The following is a 21,966-nucleotide window of genomic DNA, read 5'->3' on the forward strand; positions in this document are numbered from 1 at the left end:
GCTTAACCTTAACGGACATTTGTTCCGCTATTTCTTAATAATTGACCTATTTCGGAAGGCTATCGGACATCTATTCAGTTATATGAAGAAAAAGACGATAAAACTAGCTTGGTATTTCACTAATACCGGAACGTATGTCCGATAGCAATCAGGATCTATGACTTTTTTATAAAATAGCGGAATAGATTTCCGATAGCATGGTGACAACGATATAAAAGGGATGCCATGAACGACATCCCTTAAAGATTATTATTATTGGTCTGGACGCCAGACATAATCGAGAATTGAAGATTGATATAATACTGTATCGATATTGCATGTTTCTGCATCAATCCCATATTGATAAGCCCATGCTAACGAATCTTCTGGAGCAGCTGGGTTAAATTCTGGTGCATTATCTTCGGTCGTTATACCTATTTGTGGTTGATTTGTCCAAATGATAACATTGTCTAGGATATCGGGATTTTCTTCAATGGCAGCTTCAAATGCAATGCGGACATCATTATCGCCATCTTCGGCAAATACACCGTAAATCGCGGGAGTGTAAATGGAAGGCTCGATTGTATCATACCATCCTTGAATAAAGGCTGAATCAATGGGATAGAATGGTTCAACGTTAGCAAAGATAGCTACACCTTCAGGAACGCCGATGTTTTCGGCATATTCAATCGCCACTTCAGCTTCGGCAACACCTTTATCATACGATGTTCCATCTGTAAAATGATTGTAAATGACAAGGATGGATACACCTTCGCGGTGGAGTAATTCAACTTCCTCTGACGTTAGTCCAAAAGAAACTCCTTCTTTATCTTCCAGATATCTTCCCCAAATTTCGGGGTCACCAAAATTCGTTGTAACGCATCGGTAAAAGTCTTCAGTTGTTAAGCTTGCGGAGTCAACACCCCATAAAATGTCGTCACCACTCGCTTCTTCTCTTACCGTTGTATCTTGTTCATCCTGAGAATCTCCATTTTCACTAGTTCCATTTGACTCATCTTGAGATTCACCATTTTGATCGGTACCATTTGTTTCATCTTGAGATTCACCATTTTGATCGGTACCATTTGTTTCATCCTGAGAATCTCCGTTTTCATCAGTGCCGTTTGACTCATCTTGAGATTCACCGTTTTCATCGGTACCGTTTGTTTCATTTTGAGAATCTCCATTTTCATCCGAGTCCGTTTCATCCTCATCGCGTTCCTCGATAACGGGTTGAACGATGACTTTCGTACAATCACAAGTTTGATTGACAACAAAGAAATAAAAGGATGCTAGAGCAAGGACATACGTAATTCCAAGTATAATATATTGTCTCAAGGTGGTTTTCATCCCTCCTATTGCTTAGAATCCAATATAGTTTATTAATCTAGTGACAAACGTGTGTAGGCACGTACCTAATTAAATGAAACTTATTCAGAAGGTAATCGTATTACCAATAAAGAGGTGAACTTATGTTAGTTGAGGTTACAAATGAGTTGCATCAAGCAAAAGAAAAAGTTTGGTTGAAACGTAAATGGAGTGAGCATATTACGAGAGCGGAAAAAGAATTGAAACACCAAGAAGAAAAGATGAATAAGTTAAAGTCGCTAATGGAAAAAGAGGCATATGATGTACAACGGCTTGAAGGAATGTCACTGTACACGATTTTTTATAGTTTAATTGGGAAAAAAGAAGAGAGATTAGCAGAAGAAAAAGAGCAAGTCATCAAAGCAACGTTAGCCTATGATGAAGCAAGAGAGACTGTGGAAGATATAAAAGAAGAAATTCAGGAATGGACTGCATTGCTCAAGACGGTTTCGGATGCAGACGAACGATACTATGCCCTTCTGTTAGAAAAAGAAAAATTAATGAAACAAGGGGATTCAAACTGGGAAGCTCAATTGTTGGAGATGGCAGAACATGAGGCTGATTTAAAAGGAGCCATTCAAGAATATAAGGATGCTATTTTAGCAGGAAAAAAAGCAATTCAATCTTTAGATTTAGCGATAGATTTTTTAGAAAAAGCAAAAGGATGGTCTACGTGGGATATGGTTGGTGGTGGATTGTTAACAACAGCGATTAAGCATGACCATCTCGATTCAGCGAAAAAATCGATTCATACGGCACAAAAGAAATTACGGCATTTTTATGAAGAGTTATTAGATGTAAAACATCATGTGAATGCCCAAATTGAGCTCGGTTCGTTTTTATCGTTTGCAGATTTCTTTTTTGATGGGTTATTTATTGACTGGATGGTGCATGGTAAAATACAAGAGTCTTTAGACCAAATTTTAAAAGCGAAACAAGAAACGAGTTCCGTATTAAAAACGGTCAAACAAGAGTGTAAACAACTCGAAAAAAATAGAGTTGTTTTTGAAAAAAAGAAAATAGCTTTTATTGAAGAAGCTGGTTCATAAGCTCAAGACAAGAGGAGAGGCGCACGTTGCAATTACAAAGGGTACTCCTTGTTTTCATTCTCTGTTTGATGAGTATAGGGTGTTCAAACGAAGCCATAGGAAAAAAAGGAATGGAACATGGAATCAAGCAAGAAATGATAGATAAACAGATGAAAGGTATGGAAGACTACGGATCGGGAAATGAGGTTGATCTTTCTCATATTAATCAACACACACATCAATGGGGAGAGAGGGTATCTGGTGTGTTGACAAAGCTGAAGACAGATGAGAAAGTAATAGCTCTAACTTTTGATGCTTGTGGTGGTCCATATGGGAGTGAGTATGATGAAGCGCTGTTGACTTTTCTCATCGAAGAAGAAATTCCGGCAACACTTTTTGTCAATCAACGCTGGATTCATGAAAATAGGGATACGTTTAAAGAACTGGCTCAAAATCCGTTATTTCAAATTGAAAACCATGGTACGGAGCATTTACCTCTTTCAGTCAATGGACAAAGCGCTTGGGGGATAAAAGGAACATCCTCACCAGAAGAAGTCGTAGAGGAAGTACTTGGGAATCAAGAGGAAATTAAGAGACTGACAAGACGCTCACCAACACTGTTTCGTTCCGGAACTGCTTTTTATGATGAAGAAGCAGTAAAAATTGTAAAGGAACTTGGTTTACAAGTTGTCAATTACTCGCTTCTTGGTGATGCAGGTGGAACATACTCAGCTAATGCGGTTGCTTCGGCTTTGCTACAAGCGAGCCCTGGTGATATTGCTTTATTACATATGAATCAACCGAACAGCGGAACAGGAAAAGGTGTAAAAACCGCAATCCCGCTTTTAAAAGAAGCAGGATTTTCGTTTGTATTATTACAAGACTTTGAGCTTGAATAGTAAAAACCGGTAGAATGTCTACCGGTTTTTTTTATATCTAAGAATAAAAATATTAGTTTAGCAGTGAAGTTTTGGAAGCTTATTCTAAAGACGCTCCCGCGTTTTTCTTATAGCTTATACAGGTACGGTTTGAAGAACCTGAGGTAGTTCACTTAATGATTGAATTTCAAAGGTTGGTTGTTTCTCTGGGTCAGTGACTTGATTGTTTTCTTGGTTAATCCAGACATTTTTCATTCCGACTCGGTTAGAGCCTAGAATATCGGTATTCACATTATCACCAACCATAATGGCATCGTTGGCAGTAAGATTCGTTAAAAATAAACAATGTTGAAAAATAGCCGGGTCAGGTTTTCCTCGTCCAAAAGCACCAGAAACGACAATATGATCAAAATAAGGAACCAATTGTGGTGTTAAATCTAGTTTTTCGTTTTGTAATGTTGGTGAACCATTTGTCAGTAAGATAAGTTGGTACTTATTTTTTAATTCATTTAACACAGAAAATGTATCTTTGTACACGAAAGGTAAGCTTCTCCGTTTTTTTGGAAAGAGTTCTGCAAGTGTAGCACCTAATGTTGGATTATCAATTCCAATTGCAGCTAATGCTTCTGTCCATGCGTCTTTTCGGTACCGAGGAACAATGTCTTTCATTTTGCGAAATTGTAGATGGTGTTTATCCGTAAAGTCCCCCCAAAGTCCTTCAAATGGATTAATACCAATCATTTGTGTAAATTCATAAGTTTCATATGTTGAATACAATCTTTTTGCTGCAGCTCGAACCGCCTCTTCTAACTCATTCGGGTCCAATTCCACATGTCTTTTTGCTTCCAAACAGGTTTCGCGAAACGCTTCTTTTACACTTTTTTTATCCCATAGAAGTGTGTCATCTAAATCAAAAATAACCGCTTTCACCATACTGTCCCACTCCTTCTTTCTCTATATACTTCATCATTGTACTACAAAAAAGGAAAAATCAAATAGTTTTTTCTACATTCGAAAGAAATATTTTTAGAAAATTAAAATAATAGTGATTATTTTAATAGAAATGAGCTCGTCTAAAATAGAAAACAAACGAATATGATGGAAAGAGGAGAGGGACAACCGTGCACAAGAAAAGAGGAAATCGGATGAAAAAGAGTTCAGATGTTCATGAAAAATGGTTGCTTATTCTTTGTATTATTGTTTCTTGTATGTTAGGCGTAGCGCTCCTATCTAAATTTATATAGGAGGAGAAAAATGATTGAATATGATCCCGTCTTTTATAGTCGTGTTTTAACAGGACTTACATTAAGCTTCCATATTATTTTTGCGACGATTGGTGTCGGAGTACCGATGATGATTTTATTATGTGAGTGGATCGGGATAAAGCGAAATGATGAACATTATCTGTTGTTAGCAAGAAGATGGGCGAGAGGGTTTGTCATTACGGTTGCCGTTGGTGTTGTTACAGGAACAGCAATTGGGTTGCAACTTAATTTACTCTGGCCAAACTTTATGAGAATTGCAGGTCATGTCATCGGGTTGCCATTGTTTTTAGAAACTTTTGCTTTTTTTATCGAAGCGATTTTTCTTAGTATCTATTTATATACATGGGATCGTTTTAAAAACAGGATGAAACATTTATTGCTGTTAATTCCCGTTGTCATTGGATCTTCCTCGTCTGCTATTTTTATTACGATGGTCAATGCATTTATGAATACCCCTCAAGGGTTTTCTATACAGGATGGGGTTCTTGCAAACGTTCAACCGGTAGCTGCGATGTTTACACCAGCTATGCCAACAAAAGTTGCACATGTTCTATCATCAGCCTACTTAACCTCTGCTTTTTTGTTAGCCATGATTTCAGCGTTTGCAATTTTAAGAGGAAGACATCATGTTTACCATAAAAAAGCGTTACGTCTATCGATGATAGCCGCGTGTGTATTCGCGATGGCAACAGCTTTAATTGGGGATTTCTCTGGAAAGTTTCTAGCAGACTATCAACCTGAAAAGCTGGCTGCTGCAGAATGGCATTTTCAAACAGAGAAAGAAGCACCGCTCATCATTGGAGGTGTGTTGACCGAAGATGAGGAAATTCGATATGCACTAAAAATACCATATGCCCTTAGCATATTAGCACACGGTCATTCAAAAGCTGAAGTAATCGGCTTGCATGAGTTTTCGGAACAAGAAAGACCACCTCTATTTATCCATTATTTATTTGATGGCATGGTCTTCATCGGTGTATATCTCTTGTTTGTTTCCGTTCTTTTCCTCGTTGTTAGTTGGATTCCGTTAGTCAATGAGTATAATAAGCTGTTATTATGGATGATTGTTGCTGGTGGGCCATTATCAATGGTTGCTATTGAATTTGGGTGGATGTTTACTGAATTTGGAAGGCAACCATGGATATTAGTTGGTTATATGCTCACCTCTGAAGGAGCAACGGCTTCTTCACATGTGGATAGGATGCTTATTCTTTTTTGTTTGCTTTATGTTTGTTTATCCATTTCGTTAGTTGCCGTAATGAGAGCGATGTTTAAACAAAATCCTGTTGAAAAAGAGTTAAAAGAAAGACGGATTCGGTAAGGAGTGTGTTGAAATCGAAACGATAAGCTTACTTTTGTTATGGGTCTTTTTATTTCTTTATTTCATACTCACATCCATTGATTGTGGAGCGGGGTTTTATCATTTCATTAGTCGGTTAAGGAACGAAGAAAAATGGACAGAGCCTGTTCTTTCCCGCTATGTATCTCCAGTATGGGAAGTAACCAATGTATTTCTAGTTTTCTTTTTTGTGGGGCTCGTCACATTCTTTCCAGAAACCGCCTATTATTATGGAACATTACTGTTATTGCCAGTAAGTGTATCTTTATTGTTGCTCATAATTAGAGGCACATATTACGCAATCAATCATTATGTGAATAAGGAAAATCGCATTTATTTGTTTTTATATAGTATCTCAGGATTGTTCATTCCAGCGTCATTTGTTGTTATTTTCCCACTATCTGAAGGGTTGTTTTACGCTGAAGAAAATAACCAATGGATTCTTCATTATACACAGCTCATGACCCATCCTTATACATGGAGCTTGATTGTGTTGTCGGTTGTAAGTGTTTTATATATTTCTGCAAGTTTTTTTACATTTTATAGTCACCGTGCTGGCCAAGTGTCATTAACAAAACGAATGAAAAAAAGGACATTGTATACAGCGGGGCTTGTGTTGCTTTTTTCCAGTGTGTGTTTATATTTGATGAACGAACACAGTCCTGTTTTATTTGAACGTGTCATGACTAATTCCTTGCTTTTCTCTTTAGCCTTAATCGCTGCTCTATGGTCAATCTACCATTTACAGTTTCAGCAATTTGGACGAGCATGTTGCTTTATGCTCATACAATATGCGTTTATTTTTATAGGGTATGGGAAGGCACATTTTCCTTATTTGCTATACCCTCATGTAACAGCATATAACGGCTTTACGACGAGTGTGATGAGTCAAGCGTTATGGATTTCTTTATCAATAGGATTGATTGTCCTTGTCCCGAGTTTGTTTTTGGTATTCCGTTTTTTTATTTACGATAAAGAGTATGTAAAGGGAAAAAGATAAGGAGGTGTGAAAATGAATGTTGTGCCTTTGTTCATCGTCCTTTTTTCATTACTCATTTTATTTTTGTGGGGCAGTACGGATAGTCAACGGTTTAAATAACAGGTTTTTATTTATACAGAAAGGATATAAAAAAGTAAGAGAGATCGTTTGTGAGGAAAATTTGTCCATTGTTACAATAAAAGAGAACATAAATTTAAGGATGAGGATTAAATAGGAGTGGAGGTTTTTCATGAATCAAGATCCGTGGCAACGATTTTTCGGACCAAACCTAGGGTATGTATTAGAAAGGTATGAAAAATATAAAGAAGGAGATCGTGACGTTGACCGAGAGTTAATGGAATTGTTTGAAAGATGGGGACCACCAAAAGAAAGTGAACAGCAAGAAAATGAAAGGGAAACAAGACAAGAGCCGCCATTAGAAACGGTAGTCCGTGCCGTTCAATTTGCAGAAGCGATTAGAGCCCAAGGACATTTGGCAGCAAAGATAAATCCATTAACAGCAGACCAGATAGACAATGATCAACTCTTTAATGAAAAGAGATTTAATCTTTCCAAATCGGACTTGCGAGCTTTGCCAGGTCATATACTTAGTCCGCATCTGCCACTTCAAAATGGTGAACAAGTCATTGCACGATTAAAAGAAGTATATACACAATCAATGGCTTTTGAGTTTGAACATGTTCATGTGAAAGAGGAAAAAGAGTGGTTAACGAAAACAGTTGAAAGTGGAGATGTTTTTCCTGCTTTATCAGAAGATGAAAAGGTTACGCTTTTAGAAAGATTAATAGAAGTAGAAGAATTTGAAACGTTTTTACACCAAACTTTTGTTGGACAAAAACGATTTTCAATAGAAGGGTTGGATACATTAATTCCGATTTTGGATGAAGGGATAAAGAAATGGGTAGAAGCAGGAATTAATAATATAGTGATAGGGATGGCACACCGAGGAAGGCTGAACGTCCTCGCTCATATATTAGGAAAGCCATACGAACTCATCTTTTCAGAGTTTCACCATTCTCCGAATAAAGAATTGGTTCCTTCAGAAGGGTCAGTTGGAATTAATTACGGTTGGACAGGAGACGTAAAATATCACTTAGGGGCAGACCGTGATATAAAGAAACATTCAAACCAGGCTCATATCACATTGGCAAACAACCCAAGTCACTTAGAATTTGTCAATCCAGTTGTTCTTGGCTGTACACGTGCTGCACAAGAAACAAATGATGAGCCGGGATTTCCTGAGCAAGATGTCAACCGTGCAGTGTCGATTTTAATTCATGGTGATGCTGCCTTTCCTGGTGAAGGAATTGTACAGGAAACATTAAATTTAAGTGGTTTAAAAGGATATCAAACAGGGGGGACAATACACATCATCGCGAATAACCGCATTGGCTTTACGACAGAAAGCAGTGATTCGCGCTCAACGAAATATGCGAGTGATATAGCAAAAGGGTTTGAAATACCGATTGTTCACGTTAATGCGGAGGACCCAGAAGCTTGCGTAGCGGCAATGAAGCTTGCTTATTTGTACCGGGAAAAATTTAATAAAGACTTTGTCATTGATTTAATTGGCTTTCGGCGCTATGGCCACAATGAAATGGATGAACCTCAAACGACACAACCGATGCTTTATAAACAAATAAAGAAACATCCAAGTATTCGAAAACAGTATGCACAAACGTTAACGGAGAAAGGATATGTCACTAAAGAAAAAATGGCACAAATGGAGGAGAAAATAAAAGCAAAACTGAAGCAAGCTTACGAAAAAATAGAAAGGGTAGAAAATAAGCCATCTTCAACATTATCTCCACCAAAAGTAGTCAAAAAAGGATTTTCTCAAGTGGCAACAAATGTGCAGCATGAAAAATTACAAAAAATAAATGATAGATTGTTACAATGGCCAGAGAAGTTTTCTGTTTTTCCGAAACTCGAGAAAATATTAAAACGAAGAGAACGCTCTTTTATCGACGGGGGAAAAGTAGATTGGGCTCACGCGGAAACATTGGCTTTTGCAGCTATATTACAAGACGGCATCCCAATACGAATGACAGGTCAAGATGTGGAAAGAGGTACATTTGCCCACCGTCATTTAGTCCTGCATGATTATCAAGATGGTCAGTCTTATTCTCCATTGCACCTTTTGCAAAACAGTGCTTCTTTTGCCATTTATAATAGTCCATTATCAGAAGCAGGTGTACTCGGTTTTGAATATGGATACAATATCCAATCACCAGACACACTTGTTATTTGGGAAGCTCAGTTTGGAGACTTTGCCAATGCAGCACAAGTGATAATAGACCAATTCATATCATCAGGTCGGGCGAAATGGGGTCAAAAATCTGGGATAGTCATGTTATTACCACATGGTTATGAAGGGCAAGGGCCTGAACATTCTAGTGCTAGACTAGAGCGCTTTTTAGAACTTTCAGCAGAACATAATTGGACGATTGCGAATGTGACAACGGCATCTCAATATTTTCATTTGCTTCGACGTCAAGCCGCGATGTTAACAAAAGAGGAAGTACGCCCCTTAGTCGTGATGACCCCGAAAAGTTTGTTGCGCCATGAACAAACCGCATCTCCAAATGAACAATTTTCAAAAGGGGCATTTGAACCGGTTATTATCGAGCAAGGACAAATCACAAACAAACAGGCGACAACTCTTGTGTTGGCAAGCGGAAAAGTAGCAGTGGACCTTCTAATGAAAAAAGGAGAAACAGCTTCTTTAGGTGAACATACTCAAATCGTTCGAGTTGAGGAATTATATCCATTTCCAAAAGAGCATGTAAGCCAATTATTGAAAGAGCTTCCTTCTGTGACTGAATTAGTTTGGGTACAAGAAGAACCAAAAAATATGGGGGCGTGGACATATATTTTTCAACATGTAAAAGAAATGACTGACTTACCTATTCGTTATGTTGGTCGAATTGCTCGTTCAAGTCCAGCAGAAGGAACTTCGATTGCGCATAAAAAAGAACAAGAGCGAATGGTCACTGAAGCGTTGTCATTGAAATAGAAGAGGAGAGGATGCAAATGAAAGAACTTAAAGTTCCTGAATTAGCAGAATCCATTTCAGAAGGAACGATTGCTCAATGGTTAGTTGAAGTTGGCGATTTTGTTTCAAAAGGTGATTATGTTGTGGAATTGGAAACAGACAAAGTAAATATAGAAGTAACTGCAGAGGCATCTGGAATGATAAAAGAGCAAGTAAAAGAACAAGGGGATAATGTAAAAGTTGGTGAAGTGATTGCGTTAATTGATGAGGAAGCAAGTGAGAATACTACGGAAGAAAAGCACCAATCACACCAATCACACGAATCTGACAAATCAAACAGTGGTGAAAGCGAAAAAGGGTCGGAAAAGAAAGAATTTCATGACCCAATTGCTTCACCAGCAGCAAGGAGATTAGCAAGAGAAAAAGGGCTATCATTGGAAAAAGTAAAAACAACAGATCCGCTCGGGCGTGTTAGAAAACAGGATGTTGAAAACCATTCGGAAAAAGAAGAAAAAACGTCTAGTCTGACAGAACATAAACAAGAACAGCCTCATCCTTCAGAGAAGCCAATTGAAAAAATAAAAATGTCACGACGCCGACAAACCATTGCCAAACGTCTTATGGACGTTCAGCAAAATACGGCAATGCTAACGACATTTAATGAAGTTGACATGACTGCGATTATGGATATTCGCAAACGTCATCAACCGAAATTTCAAGAAGAGCATGATATGAAATTAGGGTATATGTCATTTTTTACGAAAGCGATTATAGCGGGATTAAAAAAATATCCACTTTTAAATGCGGAAATTCAAGGGGACGACATCATTGTAAAAAGACACTATGACATTGGTGTGGCCGTATCAACAGAAGAAGGTTTGGTTGTACCTGTGGTAAGAGATGCGGATCGATTAGATTTTGCAAGTATTGAAAAAGAAATTGCTAGATTAGCAGAAAAATCAAGAGAGAAGAAATTAAGCTTATCTGATTTACAGGGTGGAACATTTACGATAACGAACGGTGGAATTTTCGGTTCTTTATTGTCAACACCGATTTTAAATACTCCACAAGTTGGAATTCTCGGCATGCATAAAATTCAATGGCGTCCTGTTGCCATTGATAAAGAAAAAATGGAAAATCGTCCGATGATGTACATCGCTTTATCTTATGATCATAGAATTATTGATGGCAAAGAAGCGGTTAGTTTTTTAGTGAAAATAAAAGAACTGTTAGAAAATCCGGAAGTGTTACTATTGCAAGGGTAACGGTCTTACTAGCGAGAGCACAATACTAATTTTAGAGAAACTCTTCTTATTGGAGCTTAGCTCCAATAAGGAGAGTTTTTGTTACTTACCGCTTTTCGATTGTCATACTTACCATGGAAAGATCATCTCTTTGATTCAGCTGGTCATCCGGCAAGTCTTGTTTTAGTTTTGCTACAAATTGACTATTGTTTAATGAAAAAGTAGCTCTTAAACAAGATGAAAATTGAGTTGTAAAACTAGAAATTGAAGGGGAGAAAGTTTCGGCAAAACCATCTGAATATACAATCACTCTTGCTTTTCCGTCAAATTTGATTTTTTTACTTTTGAATGGCAAGTCCTTCATTAATCCTAAAGGTGTATTTAATGAAGATAATAAAAGTTGTTCCTGTTCTGTAATAACAATCCCAGGAGGATGACCTGCATTTGTATATTCGATTATATTTTTGTCTACATCGATAATGATTGAAATGGCGGTAACAAACGTAGGAACCGCGGAATGAAGATTAAACAACTCAAAAATATGTTCGTTTAAATCTTCCATTAAGCTCATTGGATTAACGGTTGGCGTCAGTTGACCTCGTAAATACGAAATCGAAGCGATGGCAATAAGAGATGCGGTGACGCCGTGACCCATCACATCAATAATACTTAAAGCATAGCGAGACTTATCAAGCTTTGCAAAACAATACATATCACCAGATAACATTTCAGAAGGATAGTACACACCTTCGATATGTACCCTCCCAGATGTAAGTGGTTGTGGAAGTAAACTAAATTGAGTTTGCATGGCGATGCTTAGTTCATTCTCTTGTTCTTTTTTTCGGATAACCTCATTTGTAATATCTTCTGCAATCCCAACAACACCATAAATATTATTTTCAATGAGTACCGGAACACATGTAATGTGAATAAATACTTCATGGTGATGTTTCGTAATAATTTTAGTGTTGAAATGGGATTTTTCACCTTTTAATGTGCTTTGAAATTTATCGATAATATAGGATTGGTCCCTTCCTTCGAACAAGGGTAGAAAGTCCATTTCAAACAACTCGTTTTTTGCATATCCTGTTAATTTAATCGTATTTTCATTAAAATCTAGAAACTTCCCATTTTTATCAAGCAAGTAACAAGCGTTTGGATTATGTAAAAACAATGATTCATAAAACCTCTTGTTCATGTGACAATCCCAACCTTCTTTGTGTTGTATTTGTATTGTTACCTCTATCGTTTTACTTACTCCATCTTTTGTATTGGTGAACCGATAAAAACTGCATTTTCACTTTAAAAGTTTGGCGTGCATATTTTATAAAGATAAGGTCAAGGAAACGATTATATTCTTGTTTTGAGGTGAAATGATGGGTGCGATTACAGGAGCAGAGTACAAAAAAAGAATTGATAAATTGCAAAATGAAGTTTGGATAGAAGGCGAGAAAGTACAAGGTGACATTTCTATGCACCCAGCTTTTAAAGGGGTAATGGATAGCCAAGCGAAACTTTATGATTTACAACATGATAAGAATATAAGTGATATTATGACGTACCTGTCACCAACATCGAGCTCAAGAGTTGGAACTTCCTTTTTGCTTCCGAGAACAAAAAAAGATATAAAAAAAAGGCGTCGCATGTTTCAACAATGGGCTAGAACAAATGCAGGAATGATGGGGAGAAGCCCAGATTATATGAATACTGTATTAGTATCTTTAGTTGCTTCTCAACATATTTTTGAAAAGCATGAAAATTGTTTTCCAGAAAATGTTTCGGCCTTCTATAAAAAAGCAAAGGAGAACGATTGGTCTTTCACACATACCTTTATCGACCCTCAAGTCAATCGTTCTCCTTACCAATTGTTTGAGGAAGCGGATGAAATTATTGCTGCTAAAATTAAAGAGAAAACAAAAGAAGGACTGATTATAAAAGGAGCAAAGCTTTTAGCGACACAAGGAGGAATAACAGACGAAATTCTTGTGTATTCCAAACCAGGGATAATGGATAAATCGTATGCGTATTCCTTTTCAATTCCGAGCAATACAAAAGGGTTAAAGTTTATATGTCGACAATCGTTCCGTTCTTCTGATTCAAAGTTTAATTCACCGTTAGGTTCTCGTTTTGAGGAATGTGATGCACTTGTTGTGTTTGATGACGTCCTTGTTCCGTGGGAGCGTGTCTTTTATTATGAAAACATAAAGGTTACAGATACGTTATCGGTACAAGGCGCATTTGCCCCATTAGCCCTCCACCAAGTCGTTTCTAGGCAAGTGGTCAAAACTGAATTTATTTTAGGGGTCGCACAGTTACTTGTCGATACGATTAATTCTGGTCAATACCAGCATGTTCAAGAAAAGATAGCAGAAATCATTGTTGCTCTTGAAACGATGAAAGCCTTCCTTATTGCCTCTGAGGAAGGTGCGACGAAAAAGCACGGGTTTATGCTTCCGGCTTTATATCCATTATTTGCAGCCATTAATACCTTTCCTCGCATTTATCCACGATTAACAGAAATTTTACAACTTTTAGGAGCTAGCGGGTTGGTATCGATTCCGACAGAAAAGGACTTTGAGTCGGATATTCACGAAGATTTATATCAATATTTACAATCGAAAACAAAAGATGCTAAAGAGCGAGTCCAGTTATTTCGACTGGCGTGGGATTGTTGCATGAGTGCGTTTGGTACGAGACAAACTCTTTATGAGCGTTATTTTTTTGGAGACCCGATTCGTTTATCGAGTATGTTATACCAAGCCTATGACCGAAGAAAATTGACAGCGTGGATCGAAAAAGACTTTTTATCTAACAGTAGTAAAAAAGATGAAAAAAGATAAAGGTAATTATGAACAGGCTAAAACAATGGTTTGCCATGTGTTTTAGCCTGTTTTCTCGTTTGTTCATAACTGTATCAATACAGAATTGTCCAAGTAAGTTTAAACTCAGCTGTTTTATTAGTGTATTTCTAAGGAAATATAAAAATGACGAAAAATCTGTTGTTTTTTATAAAATAATCTGTTGACTATTATATAACAGATTAGTATAATAAAAGTACAGATAAATCAGAAAATTTAATTAAGGGAGAGTGACCAACATGAAAAGAGCACCAATTCTTGAGGAAAAAAGTCAAGTAGAGCAAGTGAATGAAGAGCCATCTATTTTAGAATCAATCAATGATTATTATGCTAGAAATTAATAATTATCACCGGTTTCTTTTTTAAGGAATCGGTTTTTTCTTTTTGGGGAAAATAGTAAGAAAAAGCAAGGGAAATGAGAAATAGGGAAGAAGGAGTAAGAATATGCATAAAGCTGTTTTTTTAGATCGTGATGGAGTCATAAATGAAGTATTAAGCCATCGAGTGAAGTTTGTCAATCATCCAAAACAACTTTATCTTTTAGAAGGAGTCCCAGAAGCCATTCGAGCATTTAATGAAGTAGGTTTTAAAGTGTTCATTGTAACGAACCAAGGAGGAGTTGGACTAGGGTTCATGAAAGAATCCATGCTTGAAAAAGTGCATCATCATTTGAAAGAACGATTACATGAACAAGGAGCTATGATTGATGATATTGTTTATTGTCCGCATAAACCACAAGCGGGTTGTCCTTGTCGGAAGCCTGAAGCAAAAATGATCGAGGAATTAGCGAAAAAACATCATGTATCACTGCAAAATAGTGTGATGGTCGGTGATCGGGAACCAGATATTTTAGCTGGGAAAAAAGCAGGAGTAGCTACAGTGTTTATCGGCAAGAAAAAAGAAGATACAGCTAAAGCGGATGCGGTTTTTTCCTCGTTGCTCGAAGCGGCACCATGGATAATCGAAGAAAGCTGGAAAGATGAAAGGTTGCATAATGAAGGAAATTCATTATAATGAGGGTAGACTGCATAATGAGGTGAAAAGATGAAACATTTAGTATGGCAATCAACAGCCCCTGTGAAACAAGTAAAATGTGTACATACGCAAGCGAAAAAATATAAAGTAAACAATGTTTTGACTGTAGATAAACAATATGATGTACAAAATGAAACAGAAGAATTTTATTTTGTCATTGACAATACAGGTAAAGTTGGCGGATTTTATAAAGAGTATTTTACAGAAGTAACGAAATAAGAAGAAGCCGTTCAGGAATATGAAATTCTTGAGGACGGCTTCTTTTTATTTCGCTGTATGGATTTACTCTAGAGTCGAAGTCACTCGATTCCTGCGGGGTTAGGTCGCTCATCACTTTCCAATTGATTTAATGCTTCATGTAGCTTGTCGGTGTTTAAATTTTCACCGATTAGGACAAGTGTGAGCGGATAGTTCATCATATCAGGAATAAAAAGCGGCACACCGTATGAATATTGAAATGAATAAAGTACGTTTGAATTTGTAAACCGAAGAAATCCTTTTATCCGATATATAGTTTCAGGCAGTGATTGTAAAAACTGTTCAAATTCATTTCGATGAATCGGTTTTGAAAAAGTATAGGTCATGCTTTTTAAATGGAGATGTGATGAGACTTCAATTGGTGTATGATTATCTATTTCTTTTTTATGTAGCTGTTGAATAACAGATAGATTAATTTTTGCTTTTGTCGTTAATAGGCATAACGCATGAGAGTTTAAAGATTGAATTTCATATAAAGTCGAAGCCTGGTCTTGTTCGGATACTAAGTCCATTTTATTTAGCAGTAGTAAATCGGCATGACGGACTTGTTCATTCATCAACTGTTGAACGATAGGTGAAACGTTTTTTCTATGCTTCCATTGGTATAAATCTACAATACTAATGACGCCTTTAACAATAATTTTGTCCGCAAATAAAGGCGACATACAAGCATCAAATACTTCCATAGGATGCGCCGCACCGGTCGTTTCGACATAAATGACATCTAAAGAATGGGTGAATAGAAGCTGTTGTAATTGAGATTCAAATTGGTCTTGTAATGAGCAACACACACAACCGTTTAATAGCTCGGCTAAAGGAGTGTCTTTTGAAACAGCGGTGGAATCAATGGAAACTTGACCTAGTTCATTCATGATGACACCGACTTTGCGCTCTTGATTTTTTTCGAATTGAAGCAATTGAGTTAATAAAGATGTTTTCCCACTTCCTAAGAAGCCGGAAAGAATAAAAATTTCTGTTGCCACACTTACATCTCCTATCATAAGTTCCTTAGCTTATCATACACGAAAAATAACCGGTTAGACAATGTAAGGCACTGAAGGGTAGCCCATTCAGTGCCTTACATTAGACATCTGTTTTTTTACGTTTGTTTGTTTCATTGCCACTAGCATATTCATACGAAGCTTCAAACTTTGTTTGATTGGCTGGAACGCTTTTTACTTCATAGCTTTCATCACGGTGCCCTGTATCTTCTGTACGCTCTTTTGCCATCATGGTCCCTCCTTTTTATCTTTAAGGTCCCACTTTTTTCAGTTTCTTATCCTCGATTAACCTTCAAACGATTTTTTCTTCGTGAAATATTTTGTTTCAAGATACATAAAGCTTTTTGTTTTTGCAACAGAAAATAAAACAAGTGCACTCCAAATGAACATAAATGAAATGAGATGAACTTTAGTAAATGGTTCCTGAAAAATAAAGACACCTAAAATAAGGGTAATTGTCGGAGCAATATATTGTAGAAATCCAATCATAAATAAAGGAATCCTTCTAGCGCCACTTGCAAAAAGCAAAAGTGGAACAGCGGTTGCTACACCAGCACCAATAAGCAATGCCATTTCTACTGATAAGCCTGAAGAAAAAAGCGTTACATTTGCTTTGAAAAATTGAACATAAAGTAATGCAAAGGGAAGCAATAACAATGTTTCAATCGTTAATCCTGTTAAAGCTCCGACGTTGACAACTTTTTTCAATAAGCCATAAAAAGCAAATGAAAAAGCTAACATTAAGGCAGCCCATGGTACATGCCCAACATTAAAGACCATATTCATTACTCCTAAACAAGCAAGGATAAGGGCAATGATTTGCCAAATGGATAGCCGTTCCTTTAAGAAAATAATACCTAAGAGAACACTTACTAATGGATTCATATAATAGCCTAAACTCGTTTCGATAACTAAATCATTCGCTACTGCCCAAATGTACGTGTACCAGTTTGCGCTTATAAAGATCGTAGCTAATAACAATCCAAGTAGTTGTTTCGGAGACGTCATAATGGTTTTAAGTTCGACGAGAAATGGTTCAAATTTATGTAAACAAAATAAAATAACGGTCATTAAAACAAATGACCAAATGATGCGATGGGCTAACACGACATCGGCTGGGACAGTGTCAATTAATTTCCAATATAGGGGAAGTAGCCCCCACAGTAAGTATGCACTCATAGCATACGAGATTCCTAATTGTTGTTCATTTTTCATCTTTTTCCACTCCGTATCATTTTACTCAGAACTACATCGTTATTGTAGTCTGGAACTTTGCAGAGTGCAATGAAAATATTTCGACTCTCAAAATGTTAGTTCTTTTGTATTGAACTTTTTCTTGTTAAAATCAAGGAAAGTAAAAGAAAGTAGGTTTTGTTTATGATTGATTTCCAATTCGAACAGTATAGTGAAGTGGTTTTTACGGACTTTTCACTCGTTGATAACTATGACGTATATCCTTGGTCTCATTACGTTGTTTCATTTACTAGTGACAAGCTACCAATGTCAATGGAAGACCCGACAGCTTTACTCATTGTAAACAAAGAAAAAGATGTGCTTCAAATTGTGTTGCAAGAAGAAGGGTGTGATTCTCCTAATTTTCAATTTACCGAATTGGAAAAACAACAAATTACAACGTGGTTTCATGACTTTTTAACAAAGAAAGGTGAGTAGTATGCGTATTCGCGAGTTTCGTTTAGCTGATTATCAAGCTGTCATGGGTTTGTGGGAAGAAGCAGGGATTTCATTGTCTTCATCAGATTCGATAAATCAAATTAAACATAAATTACAACGCGACCCCGAATTATTTATCGTAGCTGAAAATTCAGAGCGCGAAATAGTCGGCGCGGTGATGGGCAGCTACGATGGGAGAAGAGGTTGGGTCAATCATTTAGCTGTATATCCAAATTTTCAAGGTGAACAAATAGGTCGGAAGCTGTTAGAAAACTTGGAACAAAGGTTACGGCGTATAGGGTGTGAGAAACTAAATTTACTCATTGAAATACATAATCGAAAAGTGGAAGGATTTTATAAAAAATTAGGTTATACAAGTGATGAATTAATTTTTATGGAGAAATGGATAAATAAATAACATGTGCGAGCTCGCATTTTAAGAAAAGTTTTCATAGTTTCAGCTAGAAACATGTTACGAATTAATTGTCGATTCGTTTCAGTGTTAGTTTTCTAGCAATTACATTGATACCGCTTTTACTAGAAGAAGGTGGAATGACAGATTTTTATTTTTCTTTTATTCCAATGAGTCTTGTCATCATTGCAAAGAAAACTGTAGGAATTTGTCGTATAGTAATCTATGGATAATGCCTCAAAACTAGTATAAAACATTGTAGCTGTGGCAACACTTCTATTATCATTTGAATTTTAAGAGAAGAGGAGCAACTACAATGAAGGGAAAAGATATTTTATTACTTGTTATTGGTGTTATCGTATTAGGAGTAACAGTAGGTACAGGGGCTTATGTGTTTTCTGAAAGTTATCAAGGGGAAGTAAAATATTCAAAAGATCATTCAATACATCGTGATTTGAACTCAAAGGAAACAGACGCATTTAAAACTATGCTTGTCAACGAAACATTGCATGAACAAGAAGCTATTCCTGCTTCGACAGTTGTAGAAACGAGTCAAATTTCAAATCCAGAAGAACAAGAAGAAGACTTATCTTTTGCAACAGCCGAAGAAGCGATTGAATTTTCGTTAAGCCGGTTTACGGAAGAAGAACTAGAGAGATATCGTCAATTTGTGGAACAAGGGTTGGAGTCGGACTTAAAATCGTTAACATTGGACATTGCGTTAAGCCGGTTTACAGAAGAAGAAATAAAAGCAATTGAAAAAGCGTTAGAATAAGAGAAAAACCCCCTTTCCTTAACATAATTAAGGTGAGAGGGTTTTTTAAATGGAACGTAACTTGTGTATACCTAGTTGAGGTTTAGGCCAATTTTTGTTCAAGCTCATTTAATTCGGCAACTAATTTTTTAAATAGAGGTTCATTCATTTCGTCAAGGGCGTCATCAATTTGTTTTCTTAATTCTGCTTTTTTCGTTTCTAACATCGCTTTTTCAATGACGACATCTGCTTCTTTTGAATATTTTTGAAACTGTTCATATCGTTTAATATTGTCTAGTGCTGGTGATTCGACTAATTGTGTATAATGATGGTTGCGCATTTTTCCATGAAAATGAATGAGTAAGTATACTCTATCTGATGGACTCCCCATTAATTCGCCGAGCGCATGTGAAATATTATCAGATTTCCGCTTTCGATAATAAAATTCAAACCCTGGCTCATCTGAGTTAATGCTTGAAATAACAATTGCTTTTCCGTTTTGAGGAACGCGTTCAGTAAATGATATATTTTCAAGGAGATGAGGGTGCTTTACGATATATTCAATAATCATTCGAGCTTCTGTCCGCTTTAGTCGATGATTATCTAAAAACCATCGAAGAAATTGTTTTTTTTCTGTTGTTGAAACCCATCTGTTCATATTCATCCCACCCAAAACATCCTTTTTCTCATTTTATCATGGAATCAATGTTTTTCAATTGAAATCCTTTCATGTATAATTGGATTGGATCGTCTAGTTTGAAAACGGGGATACATGAAACAGAACACCAGAATAACGGAGAGCAACAAATTGGAGGAAAGACGAGATGTTTAACTTATTTAAGAAAAAACGCCAGCAACCAAAAGCAAAGGTCGAAGCGAATCATATTATTTATATGGCGAACCATGTGTCAAAACAAGATTTATCTTATTTACATACAAAGGTACCTCGCAATGTTCATTTTATCGTATTTGATGAAACAGAATATAAAAACAATGAAAAAAATTTAGTAGGACGGAAAGTGACAGTGTTTGAAGGGTTAACACCAGAACATATGAAAAAGATTATTTCGTTTGTGGAAGAGGGAGAACCGATATTACTTTTCCCAGAAATGCGGATTTCACGAATTGGTAGGGTGTTAAAAGTTTACGAAGAAATCGCATGGATTGCTTTGAAAACAAAAGCAACGATTGTTCCAGTTGTGATAAAACCAATGGTAAACAGCGCTGGTATTAATTTAAATCTTTTAGACAATCAACCTGAAGTGTCGATTGGGGAACCGTTTTCTGTTTCGATTGGTAATGAAGAAGGAAATCGTTCTGTAGCAGCATGGACGATTTATCGTAAATTAACAAATGGATATACCGATCATTTCATAAAAAAAGATGTGAACCTTTTTAACGAATTACTTGATGCGGCAAAACAATTTGATAACCAAAAGGCAATAATCAAAGACCCAACAAATGCCCTGTCATATAAAAAACTTATTTTAGGTATTCAAGTATTAAGTGGGAAGTTGGAAAATACATTAGCTGAAAATCGAGTTGGGGTATTTCTTCCTTCGTCTATCGGTCAAGCGGTCGTGTTATTCGCTTTATTTAAAATTGGTGTCAGTCCTGCTGTCCTTAATTTTACAATGGGACCGAAAACATTAATTGATTGCTGTGAAACAGCAGAAATTAAAACAATATTAACATCAAAATTGTTTATAGAAAAAGCTGAACTCCAGCATGTCGTTGATGCGCTAACAGAAAGTGGCTATGAAATTATCTATTTAGAAGAAGCTAGAGAGCAAATTACATCGAAAGAAAAAATGATTGGCTTAAAAAATTACGCAAGTTCTCAAAAAGCAACTACATCAAGCAATGATATTATTTTGTTTACATCAGGAAGTGAAAACAAACCAAAAGGTGTATTGCTTTCACACGACCAAATCTTTGCGAATATTCATCAAGCAATGTCAGTGATGGATTTAGATTCGAATGATAAAATGTTGAATCCACTCCCGATGTTCCATAGTTTCGGTTTAACGATTGGTACGTTTTTACCTTTATTATCAGGAATATCACTAGTCATTCATCCTTCACCAATTCAATACAAAGTCATACCGGAAATTATTTACCAAGAAGATGTTACGTTATTATTAAGTACACCAACATTTTTAAATGGATACGGAAAAAATGCCCATCCTTTTGATCTACATACATTACGGTATGCGATAGCAGGGGCAGAAAATGTAAAGGAAGATACGAAAGAATTGTTTTTCCAAAAGTTCGGAATCCGTATTTTAGAAGGGTATGGCGCAACAGAAGCATCACCACTCATTTCACTGAATACACCGCTTTATACGAAAGCAGGTTCAGTAGGGAAAATTATTCCGGGCATGGAATATAAAATTCAAAAGGTTGAAGGAATAGAAAAGGGTGGAAGTTTACTTATCAAAGGTCCTAATGTAATGAAAGGATATTTGATTCATAATAAAGGATTTGTCCCTTCAGAAGGCTGGTACAACACTGGCGATGTCGTTGAAATTGATGATGAAGGTTTTATTTCCATTACTGCACGACTAAAGCGATTTGCGAAAATTGGCGGGGAAATGGTGTCCCTTCAAGTCGTGGAAAGAATTGCGATGGATTGTTACGATGATATTGGCTTTGCAGCCGTCAGTACATCGGACCGAAGAAAAGGGGAAAAAATCATTCTCTTTACAAACGTGAAAGAAGCCGATTTAAAAGAAATTAAACGGTATAGTCGTTCTCATAAACATCCGGCGTTATACTTGCCAACAGAGGTACATTATATCGAGGAAATTCCGTTACTTGGAAGTGGAAAAACGGATTATGTCACATTAGAAAAAATGGCAAAAGAATTATAGAAAAAGAA

At 36.6% G+C, this 21,966-nt stretch carries 20 protein-coding genes; 13 read left to right on the forward strand and 7 right to left on the reverse strand.

Annotated elements, in window-relative coordinates; translation table 11 throughout:
• Positions 1-252 precede the first annotated feature (252 nt).
• A complete protein-coding gene (locus tag T323_RS0104265) occupies positions 253-1,317 on the reverse strand; it encodes a glycoside hydrolase domain-containing protein (RefSeq protein ID WP_051556360.1) in 1,065 nt (354 codons plus the stop codon).
• Between the two features lie 134 nt (positions 1,318-1,451).
• On the opposite strand from T323_RS0104265, the gene T323_RS0104270 reads away from it, so the two are divergent.
• Positions 1,452-2,396 (forward strand): AAA family ATPase, encoded by a 945-nt coding sequence (locus tag T323_RS0104270; protein ID WP_026672163.1) that lies wholly within the window; start codon positions 1,452-1,454, stop codon positions 2,394-2,396.
• A gap of 110 nt (positions 2,397-2,506) precedes the next feature.
• Positions 2,507-3,274 (forward strand): polysaccharide deacetylase family protein, encoded by a 768-nt coding sequence (locus T323_RS0104275; RefSeq protein WP_245613683.1) that lies wholly within the window; start codon positions 2,507-2,509, stop codon positions 3,272-3,274.
• A 114-nt stretch (positions 3,275-3,388) separates the two neighbouring features.
• Here the strand turns inward: T323_RS0104275 and T323_RS0104280 are convergent, their stop codons facing one another.
• Positions 3,389-4,186 (reverse strand): HAD family hydrolase, encoded by a 798-nt coding sequence (locus tag T323_RS0104280; protein WP_026672165.1) that lies wholly within the window; start codon positions 4,184-4,186, stop codon positions 3,389-3,391.
• A 321-nt stretch (positions 4,187-4,507) separates the two neighbouring features.
• Here T323_RS0104280 and T323_RS0104290 point away from each other — a divergent pair, with 321 nt between their 5' ends.
• The 4 genes from T323_RS0104290 (at position 4,508) to odhB (ending at position 11,117) form a co-directional block, all read left to right on the forward strand.
• Complete coding sequence (locus T323_RS0104290; protein ID WP_026672166.1) at positions 4,508-5,839, forward strand: cytochrome ubiquinol oxidase subunit I; 1,332 nt, start codon at positions 4,508-4,510, stop codon at positions 5,837-5,839.
• 22 nt (positions 5,840-5,861) lie between these two features.
• Positions 5,862-6,857 carry a cytochrome d ubiquinol oxidase subunit II gene (locus tag T323_RS0104295; protein WP_281175712.1) on the forward strand — a complete coding sequence of 332 codons (996 nt, stop codon included), beginning with the start codon at positions 5,862-5,864 and terminating at the stop codon, positions 6,855-6,857.
• Positions 6,858-7,086: 229 nt separating this feature from the next.
• Positions 7,087-9,873, forward strand: a complete 2,787-nt coding sequence (locus tag T323_RS0104305) for a 2-oxoglutarate dehydrogenase E1 component (RefSeq protein ID WP_026672168.1) — start codon at positions 7,087-7,089, stop codon at positions 9,871-9,873.
• 17 nt (positions 9,874-9,890) lie between these two features.
• A complete protein-coding gene (gene odhB / locus T323_RS0104310) occupies positions 9,891-11,117 on the forward strand; it encodes a 2-oxoglutarate dehydrogenase complex dihydrolipoyllysine-residue succinyltransferase (protein ID WP_026672169.1) in 1,227 nt (408 codons plus the stop codon).
• An 85-nt stretch (positions 11,118-11,202) separates the two neighbouring features.
• On the opposite strand, the gene T323_RS0104315 is transcribed toward odhB, so the two are convergent.
• Entirely contained in the window at positions 11,203-12,294 is a 1,092-nt protein-coding gene (locus tag T323_RS0104315) for a SpoIIE family protein phosphatase (protein WP_084309096.1), read from the reverse strand.
• Positions 12,295-12,472: 178 nt separating this feature from the next.
• Between T323_RS0104315 and hpaB the strand changes: the two genes are divergently transcribed.
• The 3 genes from hpaB (at position 12,473) to T323_RS0104335 (ending at position 15,208) form a co-directional block, all read left to right on the forward strand.
• Positions 12,473-13,936: a 4-hydroxyphenylacetate 3-monooxygenase, oxygenase component gene (gene hpaB, locus T323_RS0104320; protein WP_026672171.1), complete on the forward strand. Its 1,464-nt coding sequence runs from the start codon at positions 12,473-12,475 to the stop codon at positions 13,934-13,936.
• Between the two features lie 462 nt (positions 13,937-14,398).
• Positions 14,399-14,968, forward strand: a complete 570-nt coding sequence (locus T323_RS25945) for a D-glycero-alpha-D-manno-heptose-1,7-bisphosphate 7-phosphatase (protein WP_035177680.1) — start codon at positions 14,399-14,401, stop codon at positions 14,966-14,968.
• A 30-nt stretch (positions 14,969-14,998) separates the two neighbouring features.
• Positions 14,999-15,208 (forward strand): DUF6501 family protein, encoded by a 210-nt coding sequence (locus T323_RS0104335; protein ID WP_026672172.1) that lies wholly within the window; start codon positions 14,999-15,001, stop codon positions 15,206-15,208.
• Between the two features lie 80 nt (positions 15,209-15,288).
• Here T323_RS0104335 and T323_RS0104340 read toward each other — a convergent pair whose 3' ends face one another.
• From T323_RS0104340 to rarD, 3 genes are all read right to left on the reverse strand, one after another.
• A complete protein-coding gene (locus tag T323_RS0104340; RefSeq protein WP_026672173.1) occupies positions 15,289-16,230 on the reverse strand; it encodes a CobW family GTP-binding protein in 942 nt (313 codons plus the stop codon).
• Positions 16,231-16,330: 100 nt separating this feature from the next.
• Positions 16,331-16,477: a hypothetical protein gene (locus T323_RS28720; protein ID WP_156942393.1), complete on the reverse strand. Its 147-nt coding sequence runs from the start codon at positions 16,475-16,477 to the stop codon at positions 16,331-16,333.
• Positions 16,478-16,533: 56 nt separating this feature from the next.
• The gene (rarD, locus tag T323_RS0104350; protein ID WP_026672174.1) at positions 16,534-17,463 is read right to left on the reverse strand and encodes an EamA family transporter RarD; all 930 of its coding nucleotides are present in this window, start codon (positions 17,461-17,463) and stop codon (positions 16,534-16,536) included.
• Positions 17,464-17,625: 162 nt separating this feature from the next.
• On the opposite strand from rarD, the gene T323_RS0104355 reads away from it, so the two are divergent.
• The 3 genes from T323_RS0104355 (at position 17,626) to T323_RS0104365 (ending at position 19,106) form a co-directional block, all read left to right on the forward strand.
• Positions 17,626-17,919 (forward strand): hypothetical protein, encoded by a 294-nt coding sequence (locus tag T323_RS0104355; protein ID WP_026672175.1) that lies wholly within the window; start codon positions 17,626-17,628, stop codon positions 17,917-17,919.
• Position 17,920: 1 nt separating this feature from the next.
• Entirely contained in the window at positions 17,921-18,337 is a 417-nt protein-coding gene (locus T323_RS0104360; RefSeq protein WP_026672176.1) for a GNAT family acetyltransferase, read from the forward strand.
• A 310-nt stretch (positions 18,338-18,647) separates the two neighbouring features.
• Positions 18,648-19,106, forward strand: a complete 459-nt coding sequence (locus T323_RS0104365) for a hypothetical protein (RefSeq protein ID WP_026672177.1) — start codon at positions 18,648-18,650, stop codon at positions 19,104-19,106.
• Between the two features lie 82 nt (positions 19,107-19,188).
• Here T323_RS0104365 and T323_RS0104370 read toward each other — a convergent pair whose 3' ends face one another.
• Positions 19,189-19,743, reverse strand: a complete 555-nt coding sequence (locus tag T323_RS0104370) for a YpiB family protein (RefSeq protein WP_026672178.1) — start codon at positions 19,741-19,743, stop codon at positions 19,189-19,191.
• 166 nt (positions 19,744-19,909) lie between these two features.
• On the opposite strand from T323_RS0104370, the gene T323_RS0104375 reads away from it, so the two are divergent.
• Complete coding sequence (locus tag T323_RS0104375; RefSeq protein WP_026672179.1) at positions 19,910-21,958, forward strand: AMP-binding protein; 2,049 nt, start codon at positions 19,910-19,912, stop codon at positions 21,956-21,958.
• The last annotated feature ends 8 nt before the right edge of the window (positions 21,959-21,966 follow it).

It is taken from the genome of Alkalihalobacillus bogoriensis ATCC BAA-922, from assembly GCF_000621445.1.
GTDB classification, from domain to species: Bacteria; Bacillota; Bacilli; order Bacillales; family Bacillaceae_F; genus Bacillus_AO; species Bacillus_AO bogoriense.